Raw genomic sequence first — 24518 nt, 5'->3', positions numbered from 1 at the left:
TGAAAAAAGACAACAATGAAAATCAATAAATATTTTTTATGCGGGCTGGCGTTTGCAGGAGTCGGTTTGTTGGCTTCCTGCTCGGATGAACTGGAAACGCAGCCTACCAATTCTGTGTCTGGAACACAGGTTTTTGAGAACGCGGAGCATGCGGAAGCCGCGATTAATGGTGCATACCGTTTTTTGTACACTGCCGGATGGAGCTCAGGCTGGGGTACACAGAATTGTGGACAAACAGCTATTCAATTGTTTGCCGATTTGATGGCAGAAGATCATTTGATGAACGAACAGGGACAGGGATGGTTTTATGAGGATTATCGCCTGAATGTGCATGGAGACTATGCCGGAAAAGCGGGACGTTCTTATTCGGTGTGGAATTTCTATTACACGATTATCAGCAACCTGAATTATATCCTGGCAAACGATGGAAAGTTGGAGGGAGATCCTGATTTGGTAAATAGCTTGATGGGGCAGGCGTATGCATTCCGGGCTTTTTGTTATTTTTATCTGATTCAGTTGTACCAGCAGACTTATGTAGGACATGAGAATGCACCGGGAGTACCTCTTTATACGGAGCCGACAGTGGCTGGAACAGAGGGAAAGCCCCGTGGTACGGTACAGGGAGTGTACGATCAGATCAATGCGGATTTGACTGAGGCAGTCAACCGATTGAAAGGACTGAAGCAGTCGCACATTTCTCACATTGACTATTATGTGGCTAAAGGTTTCCAGGCTCGTGTTTTCTTGGTACAGCATAAGTATAAGGAGGCAGCAGAAGCGGCAGAAGAGGCTTTGGCGAAACCCGGACTTTCATTGGTGAAGATTGATGCGTTGGGTGGAAACAACAGTGTAAAGACTGCCGATGTGATGTGGGGACTGGAAATTTCGAAAGACCAGACGTCGGGCTATGCCGGATTCTTTTCTCACATGGATGCGGACGCAAAAGGTATGTATGGTTCGAAAGCCCGTCAGTGTATCAGTTCCGGGTTATATAACCTGTTGTCGAATACGGATGAGCGTAAGATGAAATGGTTCCGTGGAAAACTGGAGAAGAATGAACAGGGCAACTCTAAGGTAAGTTATTGCCAATTGAAATTTAAAATGGCCGATTATACCACTTGGACCGGTGACTATCTATTGATGCGTGCAGAGGAAATGGTGCTGATTAAAGCTGAGGCGGAATGTCATCTGAAAAAGTTCGATTTGGCACGGAACACAATCAAGCAGCTGGGTATGCTTCGGGATGCGAATTATGAAGCCATTCTGTCACAGCGTGAAAGCTCGGAAACTTATAACTCGAATACGAATGCGTCTGTCCGTACGTTGATGGAGGAAATTCTGTTGCAGCGTCGTGTGGAATTGTGGGGTGAAGCAGGAAGAATTTTCGATTTGCAGCGTCTGGCTTTGGGATATGACCGCAAATATGTGGGTTCCAATCATTCGGAAACCGTGCAGACGAAGAATACGGGAGTGGCTTCTCCGCTGTTCATCTTCCCTCTGCCTCAGTCTGAAATTGACGGGAATGAGCATATCAGCAGCTCGGATAACAATCCTATTGTACGATAACTTTTAATAGAAATGAAATGAAGAATTATATATTAGCGATTGCAGTTTTATTGTCAGGTATGGCTACTTCGTGCAACAAGGATGCGGAGGGAGCTGTGTATGCAGAAAGTGAAATGGCTTTTTCTTTTGTAAATTCCAAACAGGTGATGGAAACAGGAACGGAAAATACCGGAATAGTGAAAGTGCCGGTCTATCGTTCCAGCAGAAACGGTGAGGCTAAAGTGCAAGTGGTTCTTGATGAAAAGGCCGTAGCAGAGAATGTGCTGAAACTTCAGACGCCGGAAGTGACTTTTAAAGATGGTGAACCGGCTGCTTATGTGGAGTTGAATTTTAGTTTGGCGAATCGCTCGGAGAAAAAGAAATATGTGGCAGTGCTGACTTTTAAAGAAGGTACTCATCTTTCTCCAAGTGCCAAGGCCAGCACGGAAATTACGATACAGCAGAAATAACGGAGGAGGCATTACCATTTGTAAAAATAAAAGAGCGCATCTGAAAGGAGATGCGCTCTTTTTGTTTATATTTGTGGCGTATAGAAATTAGATTTACACTGAATGAAGGAATTTGTTATATCGGATGCGCAGACCGAAAAGGCTGCACTGGTGGGTTTGATTACGCAGACTCAGAATGAACGTAAGACCAATGAATATTTGGACGAACTGGCTTTCCTTGCTGAGACGGCAGGGGCAGAGGTGGTGAAGCGTTTTACTCAGAAACTGGATACGCCAAACTCTGTGACGTATGTAGGAAAAGGTAAATTGCAGGAAATCAAAGAATATCTGGCGGCTCAGAACGAAAGTGAGGAAACAGAAATCGGTATGGTGATTTTTGATGATGAACTTTCGGCGAAACAAATCCGTAATATTGAGAATGAGTTGAAAGTTAAAATACTGGACCGTACTTCGCTTATATTGGATATTTTTGCTATGCGGGCACAGACTGCCAATGCCAAGACACAGGTGGAACTGGCGCAATATAAATATATGCTTCCCCGTTTGCAACGTTTGTGGACACACTTGGAACGTCAGGGAGGTGGTTCCGGTGCCGGAGGTGGTAAAGGCTCTGTAGGTCTGCGTGGTCCGGGTGAAACACAGTTGGAAATGGACCGCCGTATCATCTTGAACCGTATGGCTTTGCTGAAACAGCGCCTGGCTGAGATTGACACGCAGAAATCCACCCAGCGTAAGAATCGCGGACGATTGATTCGTGTGGCGCTGGTGGGATACACCAATGTGGGAAAATCTACGTTGATGAATCTGCTGGCAAAGAGTGACGTGTTCGCGGAAAACAAGTTGTTTGCTACACTGGACACCACAGTCCGTAAGGTGATTATCGAAAATCTGCCTTTCCTGTTGTCCGATACGGTAGGGTTTATCCGGAAATTGCCGACCGACCTGGTCGATTCGTTCAAGTCGACGTTGGACGAGGTGCGTGAGGCGGATTTGCTGGTTCATGTAGTCGATATTTCTCATCCTGATTTTGAAGAACAGATTCAGGTGGTAGAAAAGACTATTGCCGATTTGGGAGCTGGTGGTAAGCCGAGTATGATTGTATTTAATAAGGTGGATGCCTATACGTATGTGGAAAAGGCGGAAGACGACCTGACTCCGAAGACAAAGGAGAATATCACACTGGAAGAACTGATGCATACTTGGATGGCGAAACTGAATGATAATTGTATATTCATCTCTGCACGTGAAAAGACAAATATTGAACAGTTCCGTGAACTGTTATATAAAAAGGTAAGGGAACTGCATGTGCAGAAGTATCCTTACAATGATTTTCTATATCAGACATACGACGAAGAATAACCGACAAAAATTATGACATCACACTATCGTTTACTGACAGAAGGGGAAATTGCACAGTTGGAAGTACAGCACTGCGTGGCTTCCGACTGGAAAGGCGTGGAAGTAGCCGATAATTTCCGTACGGATTACGTACATCATACTCGTTTCTCGGGAAGAGTACGGCTGGGAGTTTTTGAAAAGGAGTTTACATTGGCTGGTGGAATAGCCAAGCATTCCGGACTGTATTATGCTACGTTGCACAATGTGACTGTTGGTGACAACTGTTATATCGAAAACGTGAAGAATTATATTGCCAATTATGAGATTGGGCATGATACGTTTATCGAGAATGTGGATATTATTCTGGTAGACTGCCGGAGCCGTTTCGGTAATGGTGTGGAGGTGTCGGTCCTGAATGAGACAGGAGGTCGTGAGGTGATTATTCACGACCGGCTGTCTGCACATCAGGCATATATTATGGCGTTGTACCGTCATCGTCCGGTATTGATTGAGAAAATGCATCAGATTGTTGAAGCATACGCGGAGAAGCATGCTTCAGAAACTGGGACGATTGGCAGTCATGTGACAATTGTCAATGCGGGATACATTAAAAATGTACGAATAGGTGATTATTGTCAGATAGAAGGAGCCGGACGCTTGAAAAATGGAAGCGTGAATAGCAATGAAGCGGCGCCGGTACACATCGGCTACGGAGTGGTTTGTGATGATTTTATTATCTCAAGTGGTTCTCATGTAGAGGATGGTACGATGCTGACGCGCTGTTTCGTGGGGCAGGCTTGTCATTTGGGGCATACGTACTCTGCATCCGATTCGTTGTTTTTCAGTAACTGTCAGGAAGAAAACGGAGAGGCTTGTGCCATTTTTGCAGGGCCTTTCACGGTGACACACCATAAATCGACTTTATTGATTGCGGGAATGTTTTCATTCATGAATGCAGGCTCGGGGTCCAATCAAAGTAATCACATGTATAAGTTGGGGCCGATTCATCAGGGAACGCTGGAGAGAGGAGCAAAGACGACCTCCGATTCTTATGTCCTGTGGCCGGCCCGTATCGGTGCTTTCTCACTGGTAATGGGAAGACATGTGACACATCCCGATACGTCTAACCTTCCTTTCTCTTATTTGATTGAGGAAAAAAATACGACTTATCTTGTACCGGGGGTAAATTTACGGAGTGTGGGAACCATTCGCGATGCGCAGAAATGGCCTAAGCGTGATAAACGTAAGGACCCGAACCGTCTGGACCAGATTAACTATAACCTGCTGAGTCCGTATACTATCCAGAAAATGATGACTGGACGTCAGATTTTGAAGGAATTGGCCCGTGTATCGGGAGAGACTTCAGAAATCTATTCTTACCAGAGTGCGAAAATAAAGAATTCGTCCTTGAACAAGGGCATTAAGTTTTATGAAACAGCCATACATAAGTTCTTGGGGAATTCCGTCATTAAACGTCTGGAGAACATTTGCTTCACTTCTGACGAGGAAATAAGGAAGCGGCTTTTGCCGGATACTTCTGTAGGCATGGGAGAATGGGTGGATATTTCTGGCTTGATTGCCCCCAAAAGTGAAATTGAACGACTGATGGAGGACATTGAGTGCGGACGGTTGACTTCCGTGGATGAGATACACGACCGGTTTGCAGAAATGCATGCCAATTATTATACGTATGAATGGACCTGGGCTTATGCAAAAATGCTGGAGTTTTACGGTTTGCAGGCAGATAAAGTGACTGCATCGGATATTGTAGCCATTGTTCGGCAGTGGCAGGAAGCGGTGGTCGGATTGGACAAGATGGTATACGAGGATGCGAAGAAAGAGTTTTCTTTGACTTCCATGACCGGATTTGGAGCTGATGGAAGCAGCGAAGAAAAAGTACGTGATTTTGAGGAAGTACGTGGGGTGTTCGAAAGCAATCCGTTTGTGACCGCAGTACTTGAACATATTCAGGTCAAAACCGCATTGGGCAATGAACTTATCGAGCGCATTAAGGGCTTGTGTAAAGAATAAGGAGGATTGTCTATGAGAAGAAGGATATGCGGCTGTTTATGCTTGCTTTGCCTATGTTGGATAACCTTACAAGCTCAGGCCGGCAGACGAAAGGTAATGGAAAATCCGGGTTTCGTATTGACGAATACGGAAGATTTGGAAATCAGGCGGATTGTGCTGACGGATGAGCAGACACAGGTGGAGGTAGTGATGTATGGAAAGCCCGGTACACCGGCGGTCTTTTCTTCAAAGGCCGCATTAAAATGGGCTGACGGTGGAGTTGCACGGCTTCGCGATGCTGGAGGGGCTTCGGTGGATGGATTGACTGAACCGGAAGTGATTGCAGAGGATGGAAAGTTGGATGTGACACTCTCTTTTGCTCCGATACGGTCGGATGTGCACGAGGTTGACTTTGTAGATCCGGAAATGGGATGGAACATTTTTGGAATTCAGCTAAGCAGCAAGGAACCGTATGTATATGTGCCAAATTATCTGACAACCGATAAACCTGAGCGTCGGAATGAAATTCCGGAACCGGGGCTGGCGTCAGGGAAGGCTGTAGTAAACGGGTATATTTTGGGCTATGATCCGAGAATGTCCTTGTTTGCGGAACTGGTATATAAGGATGGAATTTTCCCAGAGGAGTGGAAGCAGAGTATCAAGGTACGTCAGGATGGCTCGTTTCATCTGGAAACAGAATTGTTGCAACCTACGCTGACCTCGTTGAGGCTGAATGAAGCTACCTTACAATTGTTTTTGGTACCCGATGAGGAAGTAACGGTCTATGTTCATCTCCCTCGTGTAAGTATGGCGTCTTCCCGGTTGCTGGGTAAACACTATGAGAAGAAGCAGAAGGCATGGTTCGATGGTGCTGCTGAAACCATTAATATGGAACTGGCAGGCGGACGTTCTTCAGCGTTGGAGGCATATCGGGTTGTGGAAAAAAAGATGATGGAAAGCCCGGAAGTGGCTTCTCGTCTGAAAGCTGATTATCAGAAAGCTGTTCCTGTGTGTGCACGGTTGGCTGCATCTTCCTCCTTGAACTCAGATGACCGCAAAATTTTAAAGTCAGTTAATTTTCCGGAGATTCGTACGTATGTGGAGGCGGTGGCCCAGTCGCTTCAGGCAAATGCCAAACGGATGGACGCGGTTAGAGAAGCAGTGATTGTGTCGTTGGATTCCCATGTGACAGGGGCAGATATCTTGCCTAAAATTATAGCTCCTCATAAAGGACGTGCCATTTTGATTGACTTCTGGGCCACTTGGTGTGCTCCATGCCGGAAAAGCATGCAGGCTTTGGTGCCATTGAAGAAAAGTTTGTCCTCCAAAGATATTGTATATGTTTATCTGACAGGGCCTTCTTCTCCAGAAAATGTATGGAAATCTACTTTGTCTAAAATGACGGGAGTACACTACCGGCTGACAGAGGCACAGTGGAAATATCTGTGTGCTTCTTATGGAGTGACAGGCATACCTGCTTATTTGATTATCAGTCATGACGGAAAACTGCAGGCCCGTTATATTGGTTTCCCAGGAGTCGATGTGTTGCAGAAAGACTTGATTCGTGCCGTGGAAGAGTAAAACGGATTGCCGATAACTTTTTGGATGAATTAAGGAAAAATTTCGATAATACTTTGTAACTTTGTGTCCACAATAACTAACAATTAATTTAATGTAATATGGCAACACCCGAATTCAAGTATCAGCCAATGTTTGAACGTGGCAAAGATACGACTGAATACTATTTGCTTACCAAAGATTATGTATCTGTAAGCGAGTTTGAAGGAAAACCCATCCTGAAAATCGAAAAGGAAGGTTTGACAGCGATGGCCAATGCGGCTTTCCGCGACGTTTCTTTCATGTTGCGCCGCTCTCACAACGAACAGGTCGCAAAGATTCTGACTGACCCGGAAGCAAGCGACAACGACAAGTATGTAGCTTTGACTTTCCTGCGCAATGCAGAAGTAGCAGCCAAGGGCGTACTTCCTTTCTGCCAGGATACCGGTACGGCGATTATCCACGGTGAAAAAGGACAGCAGGTATGGACCGGATATTGTGATGAAGAAGCGCTTTCTTTGGGTGTGTACAAAACTTATACAGAAGAAAACCTGCGTTATTCTCAGAATGCACCGCTTACCATGTACGAAGAAGTGAATACTCGTTGCAACTTGCCGGCTCAGATTGATATCGAAGCTACTCAGGGTATGGAGTATGAATTCCTTTGCGTCACAAAGGGTGGTGGTTCTGCCAACAAGACTTATTTGTATCAGGAAACGAAGGCTATCCTGAATCCGGCTACGCTGGTGCCGTTCCTGGTAGAAAAGATGAAGACCTTGGGTACAGCTGCTTGTCCTCCTTATCACATCGCTTTCGTGATTGGCGGTACTTCTGCTGAAAAGAATCTGCTGACAGTGAAACTGGCTTCTACTCGTTTCTATGACACACTGCCTACTACAGGTAACGAATACGGTCGTGCATTCCGCGATATCGAGCTGGAAAAACAAGTGCTTGAAGAAGCTCATCGCATTGGTTTGGGTGCACAGTTCGGTGGTAAATATTATGCACACGATGTGCGCATCATCCGTCTGCCGCGTCACGGTGCTTCTTGTCCGGTTGGTCTGGGCGTATCTTGCTCTGCCGACCGTAACATCCGTTGCAAAATCAACAAAGACGGTATCTGGATTGAAAAGCTGGATTCAAATCCGGGCGAACTGATTCCGGAAGAATTGCGTCAGGCAGGTGAAGGCAATGCCGTGAAGATTGACCTGAACCGTCCGATGCCGGAAATCCTGGCAGAACTGGATAAGTATCCGGTAGCTACCCGTCTGTCTTTGAACGGTACGATTATCGTAGGTCGTGATATCGCTCATGCCAAACTGAAAGAACGTCTGGATCGCGGTGAAGACTTGCCTCAATATATTAAGGATCATCCGATTTATTATGCTGGTCCGGCCAAGACTCCAAAGGGAATGGCTTGCGGTTCTATGGGCCCGACAACTGCGGGACGTATGGACCCGTACGTAGACTTGTTCCAGAGTCACGGTGGCTCTATGATTATGTTGGCTAAGGGTAACCGTAGCCAGGCTGTGACAGATGCCTGCAAGAAACACGGTGGTTTCTACTTGGGTTCTATCGGTGGTCCGGCTGCTATCCTGGCACAGAACAACATCAAGAGCATCGAATGTGTAGAATATCCGGAACTGGGTATGGAAGCTATCTGGAAGATTGAGGTAGAAGACTTCCCGGCATTTATTCTGGTAGACAACAAGGGTAATGATTTCTTCAAACAAATCAAACCTCGTTGCACAGGTAACTGTAAATAATTGAAGCATTAGATATGCTCTTTCCCTAGGAAGAGCATGAGACCATACAAAGGATTTGCAAACCGTAGCCTGTCGATGGCCGGATTTGCAAATCCTTTTTTTATTCTGTTCCCCCGATTTGTTTCATCATAGTGGATTAAAAATGAATTTTCTGCGTTTTTGTAAAAACTGGACGCTTCCGATTGCTATGGCAATGGGAGTCATCCTATATTTTGTGTATGTCAGTATTCCTTTTCTTGCCCCGACCAAACCGTTTGTGACCCGTGCCATCGACATTGTACAGCCGGTGTTGATTTTCCTGATGCTGTTTCTCACGTTCTGTAAAATCAGTCTCCATGATTTGAAACTGTGTGCCTGGCACCTGCGTTTGCTGCTGATTCAGGGAATCAGTTTTGTGGTCTTGGGCTTGCTGCTGGTGATATTCCCTGATTTCCCGGCCCGCATTCTGGTGGAAGGAGCGATGATTTGTCTGATTTGTCCCACAGCTACGGCAGCCGCAGTAGTCACCCGTAAACTGGGGGGAGATGCGGCCCATCTGACCACTTATACTATTCTGATTAATATCCTGACTGCCATTCTGGTACCGTTGATGCTTCCGCTGGTTCATCCACATCCGGAACTGAATTTCGGTAGTTCGTTTACCCTGATTTTAGGAAAGGTCTTCCCGTTGTTGCTTTGTCCGTTTCTGGCTGCCATTCTGTTGCGGGTACTTCTGCCGAAGGTCCATGCCAAGGTGGCGCAGTATCATGAGCTGTCATTCTATTTGTGGGCCGTAGCCCTGACTCTGGCTATCGGAGTGACGGTAAAAAGTATCGTCCACAGCGACGTGTCTTTCTGGTATCAGGCCGGATTGGGAGTCGTTTCCCTGGTATGCTGTGGTCTGCAGTTCTATTTTGGAAAGAAAGCCGGGCGTAAGTATGGCGATTCCATCAGTTCCGGACAGGCTTTGGGGCAGAAAAACACTGTATTCGCCATTTGGATGGGCTATACCTTCTTCACTCCCGTGACGGCAGTAGCTGCCGGGTTCTACAGTGTATGGCACAATGTGGTCAATTCCTACCAGCTATATTTGCAGCGCAAGGTGGAAGGAGCGTCCGACGCTTTGAAAAATTAACAGCTTGTCTGTCATTGCTGTGCGCGGAAAGTTGTAACTTTGCCGTCACTTTGTAATGTAGAAGAATAGATTCGCATGATTTCAATAGAAGGATTGAAGGTGGAGTTTGGAACGACTCCCCTGTTTGAAGATGTATCGTTTGTTATCAACAAGAAAGACCGCATCGCACTGGTTGGAAAAAACGGTGCCGGAAAATCTACCATGCTGAAAATCCTGGCGGGATTGCAGCAACCCACGGAAGGGGTGGTGGCTGTGCAGCGGGGTATTACCATCGGATATTTGCCGCAGGTGATGATTTTAAGCGATACACGTACGGTGATGGCGGAAGCCGAGATGGCTTTTGAGCATATCTTCGAGATGCAGGAGAAGCTGGAGAAGATGAACCAGGAGCTGGCCGACCGTACGGATTATGATTCGGAGAGTTATCACGAACTGATAGAGCGCTTTACCCACGAGAACGAACGTTTCCTGATGATGGGAGGTACCAACTACCATGCAGAGATTGAACGTACGCTGACGGGGTTGGGATTCAACCGGAGCGATTTTAACCGGCCGACATCTGAGTTCAGTGGAGGATGGCGCATGCGTATTGAGTTGGCGAAACTTTTGTTGCGCCGTCCGGATGTGCTCTTGCTCGACGAGCCGACCAACCACCTGGACATTGAGAGTATTCAGTGGCTGGAGAATTTTCTGAAAGCAAGTTCGGGGGCCGTGGTGTTGGTGAGCCACGACCGGGCTTTCATCAACAACGTGACGAACCGTACCATTGAGATTTCCTGCGGACGGATTTACGACTACAAAGTACCCTACGATGAATTTGTCGTGTTGCGTAAGGAGCGCCGCGAGCAGCAGTTGCGTGCGTACGAAAACCAGCAGAAAGAGATAAAAGATACGGAAGACTTCATCGAACGCTTCCGTTACAAGGCCACGAAGGCTGTACAGGTGCAGAGCCGCATCAAGCAACTGGAAAAAATTGTCCCCATCGAGATTGACGAAGAAGACAATTCCACCCTTCGCCTGAAATTCCCGCCTTCCATCCGTTCCGGCAACTATCCGGTGATTTGCGAGAATGTGAAGAAAGCATACGGCGACCACGTGGTGTTCCACGATGTGAACCTGACCATCCACCGCGGGGAAAAGGTGGCGTTTGTGGGAAAGAACGGCGAAGGTAAGTCTACCTTGGTGAAGTGCATCATGGATGAGATTCCTTTCGAAGGCAAGCTGACCATCGGACACAACGTGCAGATTGGGTATTTTGCCCAGAACCAGGCTCAGCTGCTTGATGAGAACCTGACGGTGTTCGACACCATCGACCGGGTGGCGAAAGGAGATATCCGTTTGAAGATACGTGACATCCTGGGTGCTTTCATGTTTGGAGGAGAAGCCTCCGAAAAGAAAGTGAAAGTGCTGTCGGGAGGAGAACGCAGCCGTCTGGCCATGATTAAGTTGCTGCTGGAGCCGGTGAACTTCCTGATTCTGGATGAGCCGACCAACCACTTGGACATGCGTTCGAAAGACGTGCTGAAGGAAGCGATAAAGGAATTTGACGGAACCGTCATCGTGGTATCACACGACCGTGAGTTCCTCGACGGACTGGTGACCAAGGTCTATGAGTTTGGCGGTGGTCTGGTGAAAGAACATATCGGCGGCATTTACGATTTCCTGCAAAAAAAGAAGATGGAGAGCCTGAACGAACTTCAGTTGTCGCAGTCGCCTCAGGTGGCTCCTGAAAAGAAAGAAGAAACACCGGACAGTGACAACAAACTTTCGTATGAAGCCCAGAAAGAGTTGAACAAGAAAATCCGCAAATTAGAGAAACAAGTGGCCGATTGTGAGGCGAAGATTGAGAAGCTGGAAGGCCAGGTAGGGGAACTGGAACAGCAGATGGCCACACCGGAAGGGGCTTCCGACATGAAACTGTATGAACAGCATCAGCAGCTGAAGAAACAGATTTCAGACGCGGAGGACGAATGGACTTCCCTCTTGTCGGAACTGGAAGAAATGAAGCAAGAATAATTTGAGACTTAATTAAAATAACAACCATTTATGAACAAGAAAAATTATGTAGCCGTAGCTACGTTGGCATTTGCCATGCTGACCAGCTGCGCCGGACAGAAGGAAGCGAAAAGCACTTCTGGTATCGATCTGGCAAACATGGATACGACCGTGGCTGCCGGAACCGACTTTTTCCGTTATGCATGTGGCGGTTGGAACGACGCACATCCATTGACTGCCGAATACTCCCGTTATGGTACATTCGACCAGTTGTTTGAAAACAGCCAGAAACAGTTGCGTGAACTGATTGAAGGACTGGCTGCCCAGAAGAACAATCCGGCAGGTTCAGCCGCACAGAAAATCGGTGATTTGTACAACATGGCCATGGACAGCGTGACCTTGAACAAGCAGGGCGCAGAGCCGGTGAAAGCAATGCTGGGTAAGATTGCAGCCCTGAAAGACAAGGGTGAAATCATCCCGATGATGACTGAAATGGCGCATATCGGTATCGGTACTTATTTCCATAGCTATGTATATGCCGACCCGAAGAACAGTTCGCTGAACATCTTCCAGATGGGACAGGGCGGTATCAACCTGGGTGAAAAGGAATATTACCTGGACAACGACAGTATCACGCAGAATATCCGTGAACAATATAAGGTATATATCGGCAAATTGTTCCAGCTGGCAGGCTTCACAGAGGCAGAAGCTCAGCAGAAGGTGGCAGATGTAATGGAAATCGAAACAGCTATTGCCAAGGCTTCACGCAGTGCTACAGAACTTCGTGACCCGGAAGCCAACTACCACAAGATGTCGTTCGATGAACTGAAGAAGACCATCTCCGGTATCGACTGGGATGCGTATGTAAAGGGACTGGGCATTCAGGCTCCTGCCGAACTGAACGTGGAACAGGTAGAACCGATTCAGGAAGTAGCTCGTCTGATGAACACACTGCCGATATCAAAGCATGTGTCATATCTGGAATACAACTTGCTGGATGCAGCCGCTTCTTGTCTGAGTGATGACTTTGTGGCTGCTCGCTTTGATTTCTACGGCAAGGTATTGTCCGGTCGTCAGGTAAACCAGCCGCGCTGGAAACGTGCCGTAAATTCAGTAAACGGCATGCTGGGCGAACTGGTCGGCGAAATGTACGTGGAGAAATACTTCCCGGCAGCAGCCAAGGAGCGTATGGTGAAGTTGGTGAAGAACTTGCAGACTGCCTTGGGTGAACGTATCAATGCACAGGAATGGATGAGCGACAGCACCAAGGTGAAAGCGCAGGAAAAACTGGCTGCTTTCCATGTGAAAGTGGGTTATCCTGACAAATGGAAAGACTATTCCAAACTGGACATCAAAAAAGATTCTTACTGGGCCAATGTATGCCGCGCCTCAGAATGGAGTTTCAACGATATGTACAGCCGTCTGGGCAAACCGGTCGACAAGGATGAATGGCTGATGACTCCGCAGACAGTCAACGCGTACTACAACCCGTCTACTAACGAAATCTGCTTCCCGGCTGCCATTCTTCAGCCGCCGTTCTTCAACATGGAAGCAGACGATGCAGCTAACTACGGTGCCATCGGCGTGGTAATCGGTCATGAAATGACTCACGGATTCGACGACCAGGGCCGTCAGTTCGACAAAGACGGTAATCTGACCGACTGGTGGGCTCCGGGTGATGCCGACCGCTTCAAGGAACGTGCACAGGTGATGGTGGATTTCTTCAACAATATCGAAGTATTGCCGGGCTTGCATGCCAACGGTGAACTGACACTGGGTGAAAACCTGGCCGACCACGGAGGTCTGAACGTGGCTTACCTGGCCTTCCAGAATGCGACGAAAGATGCCCCTCTGGGTGTGGTAGACGGTTTCACTCCGGAACAGCGTTTCTTCCTGGCATACGCTACTTTGTGGGCTGGCAATATCCGCGACGAGCAGATTCGTGTATATACTAAGTCAGACCCTCACTCTTTGGGCAGATGGCGTGTGAACGGTGCGCTCCCGCACATCCAGGCTTGGTATGATGCTTTCCACATCACACCGTCTGATCCGTTGTATGTAGCTCCGGAAAAACGTGTGAACGTATGGTAATCAAGTGATTGCCTGATGATATAAAATGAATGGGGCAAATTCGTCATCTTGTGCGACGGATTTGCCCCATTTGTTTGTTAGTGTTTGGAGGAGGATGGCATTTCTTCTCCCCAATGCGTTTGGCTTTCCCGTTCTTCCCGTTCCCTTACCTCTTTAGCCTTCTGTGCATAGACGATGAGGCGTAGCGATTGGTCATACGTCAGATAACTCCAAACCCAGTTTAATAATACATTGATTTTGTTGCGGACACCTAGGATAGATCGTAGGTGTACCACCAGCCACAGTACCCAGGCAAACCATCCTTGTGTCTTGAGGGTATGTAGTTCGGCAACGGCCTTGTTTCGCCCGATGGTGGCCATGGTACCCAGGTTCTTGTAGTGAAACGGATGCAATTTTTTCCCTTGCTCCAGTCTTTTCAGGTTTTGGGCCAGAAGCTTTCCTTGTTGGATGGCCACTTGTGCCAGTTGCGGATGCCCTTCCGGATAATGCTTGTCGTCGGTCATCAGACACTGGTCGCCAATACAGAACACGTGGTTCATTCCTTTTACTTGGTTGTAGGCATCTACCAGAATGCGTCCTCCACGGCCGGTGATTGTGGGAGGCAGGTTGCCTATCTCATTGGCCCGTACACCGCTGACCCATATAAAAGTCCGTGTTGGGATTTCCATTCCGTCTTCTAGGATTACCTTGTGTGCCACAAAATCTGTCACGCGTGTATGGAGATAAATTTGCACTCCCATGCGGTGGAGAAATTCTTCCGCTTTTCGGGAAGACACGGGCGACATGCCGGAAAGCAGACGGTTGCCTGCCTCAATCAGGAAAATGTGCAGGTCGTTGCAGTCGATTTCCGGATAGTCTTTGGGCAATACGTAGCGTTTCATTTCAGCCATGGCGCCGGCAATCTCCACGCCCGTCGCTCCTCCGCCTACAATGACCACATTCAGCAGTTCCCGTCGTTCCTGGCTGGTAGCACACGTGATGCTTCGCTCCAGGTTGCTGAGCAAAGCATTTCTTAACCCCATTGCTTCCGACAGGGTCTTCATGGGCATGGCTGCCTCTTCTATCCGTTTGTTTCCAAAAAAATTGGATGTCGTACCAGCTGCCAGTATCAGGTAGTCATATTCGATTTTCCCGATAGAGGTCTGGAGAACCTTTTGGTCGGGATAGATTTGCCTTGCTTCGGCCAGACGGAAATGAATGTCTTGATATCCGTTGAATAGTTTCCGGAATGGAAACGAGATGGAGCTGGGTTCCAGTCCGGAGGAAGCCACCTGATAGATAAGCGGTGGAAACTGGTGATAATTGTTCTTGTCAATCAGGATTATCTGGAAGCCGGACCGATGCAGTTCTTGAGCCAGTTTCAGTCCTCCGAATCCTCCTCCTACGATTACTATTCTTTTTTGGCTGGTTTTTGCGATATTGAAGCTCATAGTGTAATTAGTTGTAGAATTTATATATAGAATTTTTTGTCGTCCTTCATGCCGGGTAGGCACGAACAGACGTCAGGTAAGAACGCGATAAGTGCTTGCCTGATGTGGGTGAGATGGGATGACGATACAGCTAAATTACAATATGCCGAATGATGTACGTGTAAAGAATTTTCTGCTTTTTCTGTGTGAGCGTGTGTCCCTGTTTATATTGCCCGGTCGAAACCGCGGTCCGGTTTTGTACAGAAAGTCTGATGGCTTTGAGAAGGCGTGGCATGTTTGCACGGACAGAGAACTGTAAATATTGTAAGTACCGTTGACAGGACTGCTTGAAAAAGGTGTGTATTTCGTATACGTGGTCTGCGGGAAGCATGCAGTCTGGATGGAGAGCAGGTGAAATAAATTGCGGTTTATGCTTTTCAACCTGTAAGACGCTTCCCATTGCCGGGTGCAATTTTTCCGTCGGTTTCTCCGCCGTGTCCAAAGTGTATGCAGCAGAAAGGGTGAATATAAACAGTATAAGCGCAATCAGTACTCTCATTTCAATGTAACCGGTTGTTTATATAACAAGCGGAGGGGGGATTTGTTCAACGGTCGGGTGCATAGTTTGTGTTGGCTTTACATCTTCTTCCTTTTCTGCCGATGTTTTCTCTGTACCACACTTTGGTATTTGTATTTCACAGTGTGAAATATATATCCCGCACTGTGGTTTTTATATTTCACACTGTGGTACAGAGAAAATGACTTGTCGTTACACAGAAAATAAAGGGTAATTTGATTATTTAGGTTAATAAAATCACGGTTTTCCGTGGTGTATGGGATAAAAATAAAACCTTTCTTTGCGTAAATAATAAAAAATAGGTTAATATTTTTTGTATAAATGAATTGAAGTAAGACTGTTGCTGAATTTATCTATTATTATGATGACAAATATCGTTATCATTGGTGTATGAATCGGTTGATTTATTCTCTTATTGAAAAACGATGAACCCCTTTCTTGAAAGCTCCGCAGAGCCGAAAGAAAGGGGTTGCTTTGTTATAGATAGAGTATATAGGGCCTTAGTATCGTCCTACATTAGTTTTCAGGATAATGACAGTTATAATTGGTTACTTTCCGTCATCGTTTTTTTGAAAGAAGGACATGCTTTACTGCGAATGTAAAGTGTAAAAATAGGCTTTTATACTGATTTCTTTAAGCAGGATTTGTCGCGTGAGGAACGTAAAGTAGCCATGCAGGAATTGAATAAGAAAATAACGGATTTACTGACCGACGAACAGAAGACGGCGTTTGAACAGATGAAGAAGGAGCGCCCGCAGCGGAAACGATAAGAATATTTGTAAGAGTAAATTTGATGATACGGCCTCATTGGTGATCTTTCGATTACTGGTGAGGCTTCTTGGTGTATATTCCAATAAATAGGAATATAAAATAGGTTATTTATGGGGTTTTGTTTTTAGGTTTAATCGCTTATTTTTGACAAAAATAATAATAAAAGCCTAGGATTTGAAAAAGGATTTAAAGAAGAACTGAAGAACAATGAGATTCTGAAAAGGAGAATTTGCTATACGGGGATTTATACAAAAGTAGCTTTTGAAGGGGACAATATACCGCGGAAGGCCACAAGGTCTTTTATATTGGGTAAAGAAAGATAGTGAGAAATCATGATTGGGGGAACTGACAGATTGATGGATAAGTAATAATTTTATTACTATGATGAACAAAGAATCCGTGTTACGACGTAGGGGAGTTGTAATACGGATTCTTTTATTCTGCTTCTAATGCAGGTGCCTTGAGACGTTATTTTCTCTCTTGGCTAGTCGGTCTTGTGATGAGATTTATTTAAGAAATATTGGTAAAAAATTATACAGGAAATTTGAAATGGATAATCGTTCCGTGACCTTTTTTCGATTGAATCTCATAAGACCCTTGGAGCTTGCTGCAACGTTCTTTGATATTTTTCAACCCCAGTCCGGTTTGAAAGGAGTTATTGACAGGATTCTCTAAATCAAACCCTTTTCCATCGTCCTCAATTAGAAGATTTATCTGCTGGAATTCATAAGTGACTGTGATATAGGCATTTTTGGCGTCTGCATGCTTGATCAAGTTGGATATGACTTCCTGAAGAATACGATAAACTTCTTGAGTACGTTCGGGTGAAAATGAGAGTTGTTTTATATTTTCTTCTATATAGCATTCTATATGAATGCTTTCCAATGTCTTCAGCTTGTCTGTATAAAGAGTCAGAACCTGATATAAACTGAAATTGCGGAAGATGGGAGTGGCCAACTGATGAGACAGATTGCGCAGCGCTTCTCTTACCTGCTCGAGTTGGAAGCTCAGGGTGGAAGGTCCTGTTTGTTGCATTTCCAGTTCGATTGCCAGCAGGTCATTGCATACACCATCGTGAAGTTCCTTGGAAATGCGGTTATTGCTGTCTTCCAGTCCACAGATGTATTGTTCGGTCATTTTTTTATGCATGTCAGTGAGCAAAAGCTGGCTTTGCATTTCCCTGTCTTTGATTTCTTTTTCCAGCTTCAGTTGTTTTAAATTGAATGCTATCTTTCTTTTGTGCATGCTGATGATTAGGATTACAAGAAGCAGGACAAGCAATACAAGAATGCTTCCGATGGTATAGGTGCGTAACAGATAAGCTGCTTTTTCTTCCGCCCGTTTTTCGTTGATACCAGCAATTTGCAGGTTCTTTTCTTTTAAATCCAGTTCTGCTTCGAATCCGGACAGGCGATTATGGAAATATTGGTTGTTCAGTTCTTCGTTGGCCTTATAAGCCTCGAGAACCAGTTGGTAGGATAACTGGTTTTCATGTCTTTTGGCTTCTATTTCAGCAAGAGTCAGTAATATTTTGGGCAACAGGCCGGAGGGGTTTTTTCTGGCGAAGTCGGCTGCTTCCATGATGTAGTGGCGTGCCTGCAATAAAGAATCTGTATCGTGAAACAGCATGTAGCCATACAGGTATTCCAGATTGGCAATGTTTGCTTTATTGCGTGTGGTAGCTTTGTAGCTCATGGCTTTTTGATAATATTGAAAGGCTTGCGAAGATTTCCCCAAATCTCTTGCCACTCGGGCGTATTGTGTATATGCCAGTAACTTGAGTCCGTCGGGCATTTCCGGTTGGAGTTTCTGGTCTACCAGTTGGAGGGTGTCCAATGCATTGTTGAACTGATGGTTGTTGGCCAGCATGATGGCGTGATTGCATAACCTGTTAACTTCTCCGATGCGGTAATCCAAGGTCAGTGTATCGGTCTGAGGATAGGTAAACATTTTTCGGGAAACTTGTATGGCTTCGTCGTTTTTCCCTATTTCATTGTAGAGAATGGAGATGTTGGATACGATGATAGACGCCAGGTTATAGTTTTGCAGGTTTTCGGTAATGGCCAGCGCTTTTTCGTACAGCGTGATGGCATCGTCGAACATAAAAAGTTTCCGGTGTATAACTCCCGATAGGTTATAGGCTTCGGCCAGATTGGCAGAATCTTTCAATTGTTCCAATAATTTGACGGCCTCAGTAGCAGTACCCCTGGCTTCCGACAAGTGGTCGGCTTGCCATTGTCCGTAGGCGGTTTCATACGTGGCCAGTGCTTTAATCGTTTGTAACATGGGGTGTAGAGGTCTGTTTTCCTGCAGTTTCTCCAGTGTGGTGGCTTTTCGTCGGATTTGGGTCAACAAGGTGCATGCTTTTTCACAGTCTCCTTTTTGGTTGAGAAACCGGGCATAATCCAAGTCAATATTCAAGGCATAAAGTTTATCTTGGCTGTAGCGGCTTTCACGAGTGATGAGTCTGTATATAGAATCCATTTGGGCATATTCACCGTTATCGCCAAACGACTGTAGCAAGTCGGTTAAATTATGGCCTTTTTCGCCGGCCGTTAACTGTGTGGTCAGGCAGAGAAAAATAAAAAATACAATCTGTTTCATATCGTAATCCAACCTTTTAAAAAAGCAATTCGCATAAGATGTGAGACATTGGTGGCTCCACTTTTTAACAGGATGTTTTTTCGCATCGTGTCAATGGTATTTTTACTAAGGTTGAGCTTGTGGGCAATTTCATCGGAAGTAAGTCCACAAGATAGCATTTGAATAATTTCGTTTTCACGTGGACTGGGAGTGTAGTTTATCTGTTTGGTGGCAGACTGGTCGCCTACAATGGAAAGCACGACATGTAATGCTGTCGGTGAATAATATTTGTTGTGTTCCTCTAAAATGCATTCGATGGCTGTTTCGATTTCATTTATTTTGTCATTTTTGGTTACGATGCCTGCCACTTCTGCCTTGGTCAACAGTTTGATAATCCAGAATTCTGTGTGCATGGTATACACAAGTATGGGAATCTGGATTGCTTTCTGCCGTAGATAGGCTATAATATCCAAGGCCGTTTTATTTTGAATTTCATAATCTATGATTAATAAATCTGGAGTGGTCTGAGTCAGGTAATTGTATAATTCAGAATGATGATGCCCGATAGTTATCTGATAACGCTGATTGTTGGCCAATAGCTGGCTAAGTCCTTCTGTGATGATGGGGTGGTCATCTAGAATGTATAGGTTCTTCATGGAGGAACGTAAATTTAGTTTTTTTTGCTTTTCTACAAAGATGGAAATTTTTCTTACGTTATGCAAGCGTAAGCAAGGAAAAGAAATACTGGTTGTACAGATTTTGTATGCACGTTTGGCAGGTTAATGTATTTGTCTTGAAATTTTGGAAGAGAATAACCGTATGTTAATCTGTTAATTTTTTCTTGGCTATTGGGGGAGAATGTGTTATATTCGCAGAATCTAAATGCTAGTGAAAAGAATAAGATACTGAAGTTTTGGAGTATATCACCTTGTAAATTCATCTGTTGGGGATGTTGTGCATGCCATGATGAAGAATAACTTTGCTAAATAGAAAATGATGAAAACATATCACAAACAAACTTATATGTCACGTTGTTTCAGTAAGCTCCGGGTACTGTCATTGTCTTTTCTTTTATTGTTTGCTGGAAATTTGTTTCTTTCTGCCCAGGAAATAAAAGGACGCGTATATGCGGCCGACGAGAACCGGCCACTTGCAGGTGCTACGATGCGGGTGCTGACAGAAGACTCGGTGTATGTCACTGGGTTTACGACGGATGAGAAAGGACGTTTTGAATCGGAAGTGAAACTGGATAATTTCTGGTTGGAGATATCGTATGTGGGGTATGAAAAGAATGTCGCATTGATACAGAACGGTGAGCGCAAGAACCTGGATTTGGGAATCATATCGTTGGCACTCGATACGGTCAGCCTGGGAGGTGTTGAGGTGGTAGCGCAAGGCATGGTACACAAAACCGGGAAGATTATGGCTTATCCGAGTGTGAAGCAGGTGGAAGCGGCCACTTCCAGCCTCAGTCTGTTGAAAAGCATGATGCTCCCGCGGCTGTTTGTCGACCCGGTACAGGAATCGATTTCCATTTCTGGGGTTTCCGGGGTAATTTACCGGATTAACGGGGTGAAGGCGAGCCTGCAGGAAGTGAAGGCTTTGAAGCCGCAGCAGATTGCACGTGTGGATTATAGTCAGTTGCCCTCCATGCGTGAACTGGACTCCAATTCCGGAGTGCTTGATTTCATCTTGAAAGAGCCGCGGGTGGGCACTTCGCTGTCCGTCGGAGGTACGAGCGCGCTTACTACTGGCTTCGTGAACGGGAACCTCAACTTTCGGACCAATTATAAGAAATCTCAGTTCTCGATTGACTATAATGTGAACTACCGTGACTATTCCGAACGCCGGACGGATGAACTGGAGACTTATTCGTTTCCGGACGGTTCAACGCTGAAGCGTGACAAACGGGGGGAGTTTGCTCCTTTCGGATATACGGATCATCACATTGCCGTCGGTTACCTTTATAAAAATGAGAAAGATATGGTGAATGTCCGATTGGATAACCAGATTAGTTCGAACTACAACAGGAACCGTCAGCAGATGTTTCAGGAGCAGCAGTTCACGGGGCAGCGGGATATCCATTCTTCTTTCTCCAGCTATATCCCGTCGCTTGACCTTACTTACAGCCGCAAGATGAAGAACAATCAGGGAGTGGAAGTGAATCTGGTCGGTACGCTGGGAAATACGGATTATGAGCGTACGCTGACAGATCGCCTGGATGGACAGACTCTGTCGGAAATAAACAACACGACGGATGGAAACCAGAAATCACTGATTGGCGAGGTATATTATTGGCGGGAAGGCAAGAAGGTGAACCTCTCGGCTGGTTTGCGTGCTACATACCAATACGCGAGCAACCTTTACGGAACAGACGAGCAAGTGAATCTGAGGAACTACAATGCCTATCCGTATGTCCAGCTCCAAGGCAGTCTGGGTAAGGTCGCTTACACGGTCGGTACAGGTTTGCGGTTCCAGCAGCAGCGGCAGGGGAACGAGTCGGTGAATTATTGGCGCAATACTTCGTCCTTGTCTTTATCCTACAAGCAGAAGTATTGGGATTTGCAGTATTCAATCAATTTTCGTCCGTTGTTCCCTTCTTTGAGCAGCCTTTCTGAAGTGATACAGGAAATCGATTCCCTTTCCATTATGCGTGGAAACCGTTCGCTGACTCCTTATAACACGTTGCGCAATCAAATTAATTTCTCGGTGTGGGATAACAAGAAGTTTGCTTCTGTGCTGACGCTGGTGGCCGACCGCAGCTTTCATCCCATTCAGCAGGATATTTTTTATTCGCCCGAAAGGAAACGCTTTGTCTTTCAGGAAAACAACCAGGACTATGACGTCAACTATGGCGCACAGTTGATTGTACAGATGACGGATATACTGAAACTGTTTATTTTTCAGGTGTTTGGCGGATGGAACTATTATAAATCGAAGGGGGAAGCTTACGAACATACCCTGAATAATTTCTATTATGGTGCTTATCTGGCCATGACATACAAGGGGTTTCAACTCAATGGCTCCTGGATGAAACCGATGAAGTCTTTGTCGGGCCAGTATGTCATGACATCTGAAAATAACAGCAGCATTAATGCAAGCTATAAATGGAAGAACTTGAATGCCGGGATGGGGATTCTGTTTCCATTCACGGAGGGTTCCAAATACCGGACAGAACCGGACAGAACAATTGAACCAGGTCATCGCCTCCGACCGGAATGTATTGATTCGTAACAACCGGAATATGTTCTATGTCAGCCTGTCATACAACATCAATTGGGGACGTTCCATTTTCCAAAGTAATAAACGGTTACAGAATGCAGACCGGATGAACAGTATTTTGAAAGTAAATGACAATTAAAATAAATAGCAGTATGAAGAGAATAGCATTATGCTTGGCAGGACTTGGCTTTTGTTTGTTGAGTCAGGCTGAGAAGCCGGTAAAGAACTTTTATTTTGCCGGATACAAGGTCGTGTTGATTCGGGCAGATACATTTCGTGTAGAAGTGGAGAACCCGGAGCTGGGAATGCAGAAACTGGAGAACGGTACACTGTCATTCACGCTTAAGGATGCGAATGGACCGATGCCGAAAGGGAAAGTATGTATTTATACGAACGATGTGCGCCGAATCAGCATGACTTGTTCTGAACTGAAGGCGGACCAGCCGTTTGCAGTAGATTCACTCAGTGTGTCTTTGGCTGCCGGTTCTAGGGGAGCGATGAACGTAAAGGCAAGATACTTGCAAGTATCGGCTGGAGCGGGTAGCCAATTTACCTTAGAAGGAGAAACGGATGTGCTTGACTGCACGACCAAGGGGAACAGTCACGTCAATTTGAGCCGACTGAAGGTGAAGAAATCACAAAGTGAAGAATTGAAATAGTTCAGGATTAGCTTCTTGGGTCTCTCTATTTACAAGTTACATTACCTTATTAGAATAACATTACATTGTATTTGATTACCTTAATTTTTACGACAAATGACTTCAAACAATAAAACTTTAATACCTCTGGCTTTTATCGGAATAATGTTTTTTGCCATAGGTTTTGCTTTGGGAATTAACTCTTTATTGGTACCAGTACTTCAAAGTTCACTGAATATATCCAATGCGGCTTCTTACCTGATTATAGCAGCCACCTTTATACCTTTTCTGTTATTCGGCTATCCTGCCGGACTTACGATAAAGGCGATAGGATATAAGAAAACCATGTCAGTGTCCTTTTTTATATTTGCAGTTGCCTTTTATCTTTTCATTTTGTCTGCAAATGATGGCAGTTTCACATTGTTCCTTCTGGCTTCCTTCGTGAGTGGGGCAGGTAATGCCTATCTGCAGGCCTCAGTAAATCCATATATCACCATACTCGGTCCGTTGGAAAGTGCGGCCAAACGTATCAGTATTATGGGTATTTGTAACAAGCTTGCCTGGCCGATACCGTCTATATTCATCGTATGGCTCATTGGAAAAGATGTAAACAAGATTGGCATTTCCGACCTTGAATATCCTTTCCTGATTATCATCTTGGCATTTGTGATTCTTGGTATAATGGCATTTTTCGCTCCCCTGCCGGAAGTAAAGGCAGAAGGAGAAGATGCTCCGGCAGATAATGTAGCTGACGAATCAAAAAGCTCAGGAAAAACATCCATATTCCAGTTCCCCCATTTATTGTTGGGGTGTATCGCACTGTTTCTTTATGTCGGTGTAGAGACTGTATCGTTGGGTACACTGGTTGATTATGCTAATTCAATTGGACTGGCAAATGCTGCCAACTATGCATGGATTGCACCTATCGGAATCGTTATAGGATATATATGTGGCATCATCTTTATACCACGCTATATCAGCCAGGCTACCGCATTGAAGATATGTTCTATCATTGCAATTATCGGTTCCGTACTGGTGGTCGTTACTCCTTCTGACATATCTATTTATTTTGTGTCTTTAATGGCTTTGGGTTGTTCGCTGATGTGGCCTGCATTGTGGCCTTTGGCAATTGCTGACCTTGGTAGATTTACGAAAACAGGTTCATCACTACTTATTATGGCTATGTTCGGCGGTGCAGTGATACCGACTGTGTATGGTTGGTTGAAAGATGCATGTGGCGCACAACAGGCATATTGGTTATGTTTACCCTGTTTCCTGTTTATTTTATATTATGGAATGTATGGTTGTAAAATACGTAAGTAAGAACGAGAGGATGTGTCAAAATGATGCATCCTCTTTTCGTTATATAATCATCGTTTTGCCATTTTTCATAGAGTATGATTTATGTTTTTCCTATGTCCATGCCTTTTGG

General features: G+C 45.4%; 15 protein-coding genes. 12 read left to right on the top strand and 3 right to left on the bottom strand.

From position 1 onward, the window contains the following. Positions 1-15: 15 nt before the first annotated feature. The 9 genes from OCV81_RS10750 (at position 16) to OCV81_RS10710 (ending at position 13886) form a co-directional block, all read left to right on the top strand. The gene (locus OCV81_RS10750; RefSeq protein ID WP_148330007.1) at positions 16-1566 is read left to right on the top strand and encodes a RagB/SusD family nutrient uptake outer membrane protein; all 1551 of its coding nucleotides are present in this window, start codon (positions 16-18) and stop codon (positions 1564-1566) included. Between the two features lie 17 nt (positions 1567-1583). Further along, a complete protein-coding gene (locus OCV81_RS10745) occupies positions 1584-2015 on the top strand; it encodes a hypothetical protein (protein ID WP_022352873.1) in 432 nt (143 codons plus the stop codon). 102 nt (positions 2016-2117) lie between these two features. Then, a complete protein-coding gene (gene hflX, locus OCV81_RS10740) occupies positions 2118-3374 on the top strand; it encodes a GTPase HflX (RefSeq protein WP_022352874.1) in 1257 nt (418 codons plus the stop codon). Between the two features lie 12 nt (positions 3375-3386). Next, positions 3387-5384 carry a DUF4954 family protein gene (locus tag OCV81_RS10735; RefSeq protein ID WP_148330006.1) on the top strand — a complete coding sequence of 666 codons (1998 nt, stop codon included), beginning with the start codon at positions 3387-3389 and terminating at the stop codon, positions 5382-5384. A gap of 12 nt (positions 5385-5396) precedes the next feature. Further along, entirely contained in the window at positions 5397-6944 is a 1548-nt protein-coding gene (locus OCV81_RS10730; protein WP_262640329.1) for a TlpA family protein disulfide reductase, read from the top strand. A 98-nt stretch (positions 6945-7042) separates the two neighbouring features. Beyond that, positions 7043-8686, top strand: coding sequence for a fumarate hydratase (locus OCV81_RS10725; protein ID WP_022352877.1), 1644 nt, complete (start codon positions 7043-7045; stop codon positions 8684-8686). Between the two features lie 142 nt (positions 8687-8828). Then, on the top strand, positions 8829-9800 hold the full coding sequence (locus OCV81_RS10720) for a bile acid:sodium symporter family protein (protein ID WP_148330005.1): 972 nt from the start codon (positions 8829-8831) through the stop codon (positions 9798-9800). A 75-nt stretch (positions 9801-9875) separates the two neighbouring features. Further along, on the top strand, positions 9876-11816 hold the full coding sequence (locus OCV81_RS10715; protein WP_148330004.1) for an ABC-F family ATP-binding cassette domain-containing protein: 1941 nt from the start codon (positions 9876-9878) through the stop codon (positions 11814-11816). A 30-nt stretch (positions 11817-11846) separates the two neighbouring features. Next, the gene (locus tag OCV81_RS10710) at positions 11847-13886 is read left to right on the top strand and encodes a M13 family metallopeptidase (RefSeq protein WP_148330003.1); all 2040 of its coding nucleotides are present in this window, start codon (positions 11847-11849) and stop codon (positions 13884-13886) included. Between the two features lie 77 nt (positions 13887-13963). Here OCV81_RS10710 and OCV81_RS10705 read toward each other — a convergent pair whose 3' ends face one another. From OCV81_RS10705 to OCV81_RS10695, 3 genes are all read right to left on the bottom strand, one after another. Further along, a complete protein-coding gene (locus OCV81_RS10705; RefSeq protein ID WP_148330002.1) occupies positions 13964-15316 on the bottom strand; it encodes an NAD(P)/FAD-dependent oxidoreductase in 1353 nt (450 codons plus the stop codon). Between the two features lie 1858 nt (positions 15317-17174). Next, complete coding sequence (locus OCV81_RS10700) at positions 17175-19247, bottom strand: tetratricopeptide repeat-containing sensor histidine kinase (protein WP_148330001.1); 2073 nt, start codon at positions 19245-19247, stop codon at positions 17175-17177. Next, positions 19244-19882 (bottom strand): response regulator, encoded by a 639-nt coding sequence (locus tag OCV81_RS10695; protein ID WP_148330000.1) that lies wholly within the window; start codon positions 19880-19882, stop codon positions 19244-19246. The genes OCV81_RS10700 and OCV81_RS10695 overlap by 4 nt, the downstream gene beginning before the upstream one ends. A 340-nt stretch (positions 19883-20222) precedes the next feature. Here OCV81_RS10695 and OCV81_RS10690 point away from each other — a divergent pair, with 340 nt between their 5' ends. The 3 genes from OCV81_RS10690 (at position 20223) to gluP (ending at position 24409) form a co-directional block, all read left to right on the top strand. Continuing rightward, entirely contained in the window at positions 20223-22460 is a 2238-nt protein-coding gene (locus OCV81_RS10690) for a carboxypeptidase regulatory-like domain-containing protein (protein ID WP_262640328.1), read from the top strand. A gap of 140 nt (positions 22461-22600) precedes the next feature. Then, a complete protein-coding gene (locus OCV81_RS10685) occupies positions 22601-23107 on the top strand; it encodes a GIN domain-containing protein (RefSeq protein WP_148329998.1) in 507 nt (168 codons plus the stop codon). Between the two features lie 96 nt (positions 23108-23203). After that, positions 23204-24409, top strand: coding sequence for a glucose/galactose MFS transporter (gluP, locus tag OCV81_RS10680; RefSeq protein ID WP_204434904.1), 1206 nt, complete (start codon positions 23204-23206; stop codon positions 24407-24409). The last annotated feature ends 109 nt before the right edge of the window (positions 24410-24518 follow it).

The sequence above is a fragment of the Phocaeicola fibrisolvens genome, from assembly GCF_025567125.1.
Lineage (GTDB): Bacteria > Bacteroidota > Bacteroidia > Bacteroidales > Bacteroidaceae > Phocaeicola > Phocaeicola fibrisolvens.
The sequence above is the reverse complement of the archived record's forward strand: the minus strand, read 5'-3'. Positions and strand labels throughout refer to the sequence as shown.

What these genes read in the sequence shown, in the direction of transcription:
- OCV81_RS10685 (WP_148329998.1), top strand. Translation starts at nt 22,601, where the DNA reads ATGAAGAGAATAGCATTATGCTTGGCAGGACTTGGCTTTTGTTTGTTG.
- gluP (WP_204434904.1), top strand. Translation starts at nt 23,204, where the DNA reads ATGACTTCAAACAATAAAACTTTAATACCTCTGGCTTTTATCGGAATA.
- OCV81_RS10750 (WP_148330007.1), top strand. Translation starts at nt 16, where the DNA reads ATGAAAATCAATAAATATTTTTTATGCGGGCTGGCGTTTGCAGGAGTC.
- OCV81_RS10715 (WP_148330004.1), top strand. Translation starts at nt 9,876, where the DNA reads ATGATTTCAATAGAAGGATTGAAGGTGGAGTTTGGAACGACTCCCCTG.
- OCV81_RS10745 (WP_022352873.1), top strand. Translation starts at nt 1,584, where the DNA reads ATGAAGAATTATATATTAGCGATTGCAGTTTTATTGTCAGGTATGGCT.
- OCV81_RS10695 (WP_148330000.1), bottom strand. Translation starts at nt 19,882, where the DNA reads ATGAAGAACCTATACATTCTAGATGACCACCCCATCATCACAGAAGGA.
- OCV81_RS10735 (WP_148330006.1), top strand. Translation starts at nt 3,387, where the DNA reads ATGACATCACACTATCGTTTACTGACAGAAGGGGAAATTGCACAGTTG.
- OCV81_RS10690 (WP_262640328.1), top strand. Translation starts at nt 20,223, where the DNA reads ATGAAAACATATCACAAACAAACTTATATGTCACGTTGTTTCAGTAAG.
- hflX (WP_022352874.1), top strand. Translation starts at nt 2,118, where the DNA reads ATGAAGGAATTTGTTATATCGGATGCGCAGACCGAAAAGGCTGCACTG.
- OCV81_RS10710 (WP_148330003.1), top strand. Translation starts at nt 11,847, where the DNA reads ATGAACAAGAAAAATTATGTAGCCGTAGCTACGTTGGCATTTGCCATG.
- OCV81_RS10705 (WP_148330002.1), bottom strand. Translation starts at nt 15,316, where the DNA reads ATGAGCTTCAATATCGCAAAAACCAGCCAAAAAAGAATAGTAATCGTA.
- OCV81_RS10700 (WP_148330001.1), bottom strand. Translation starts at nt 19,247, where the DNA reads ATGAAACAGATTGTATTTTTTATTTTTCTCTGCCTGACCACACAGTTA.
- OCV81_RS10730 (WP_262640329.1), top strand. Translation starts at nt 5,397, where the DNA reads ATGAGAAGAAGGATATGCGGCTGTTTATGCTTGCTTTGCCTATGTTGG.
- OCV81_RS10725 (WP_022352877.1), top strand. Translation starts at nt 7,043, where the DNA reads ATGGCAACACCCGAATTCAAGTATCAGCCAATGTTTGAACGTGGCAAA.
- OCV81_RS10720 (WP_148330005.1), top strand. Translation starts at nt 8,829, where the DNA reads ATGAATTTTCTGCGTTTTTGTAAAAACTGGACGCTTCCGATTGCTATG.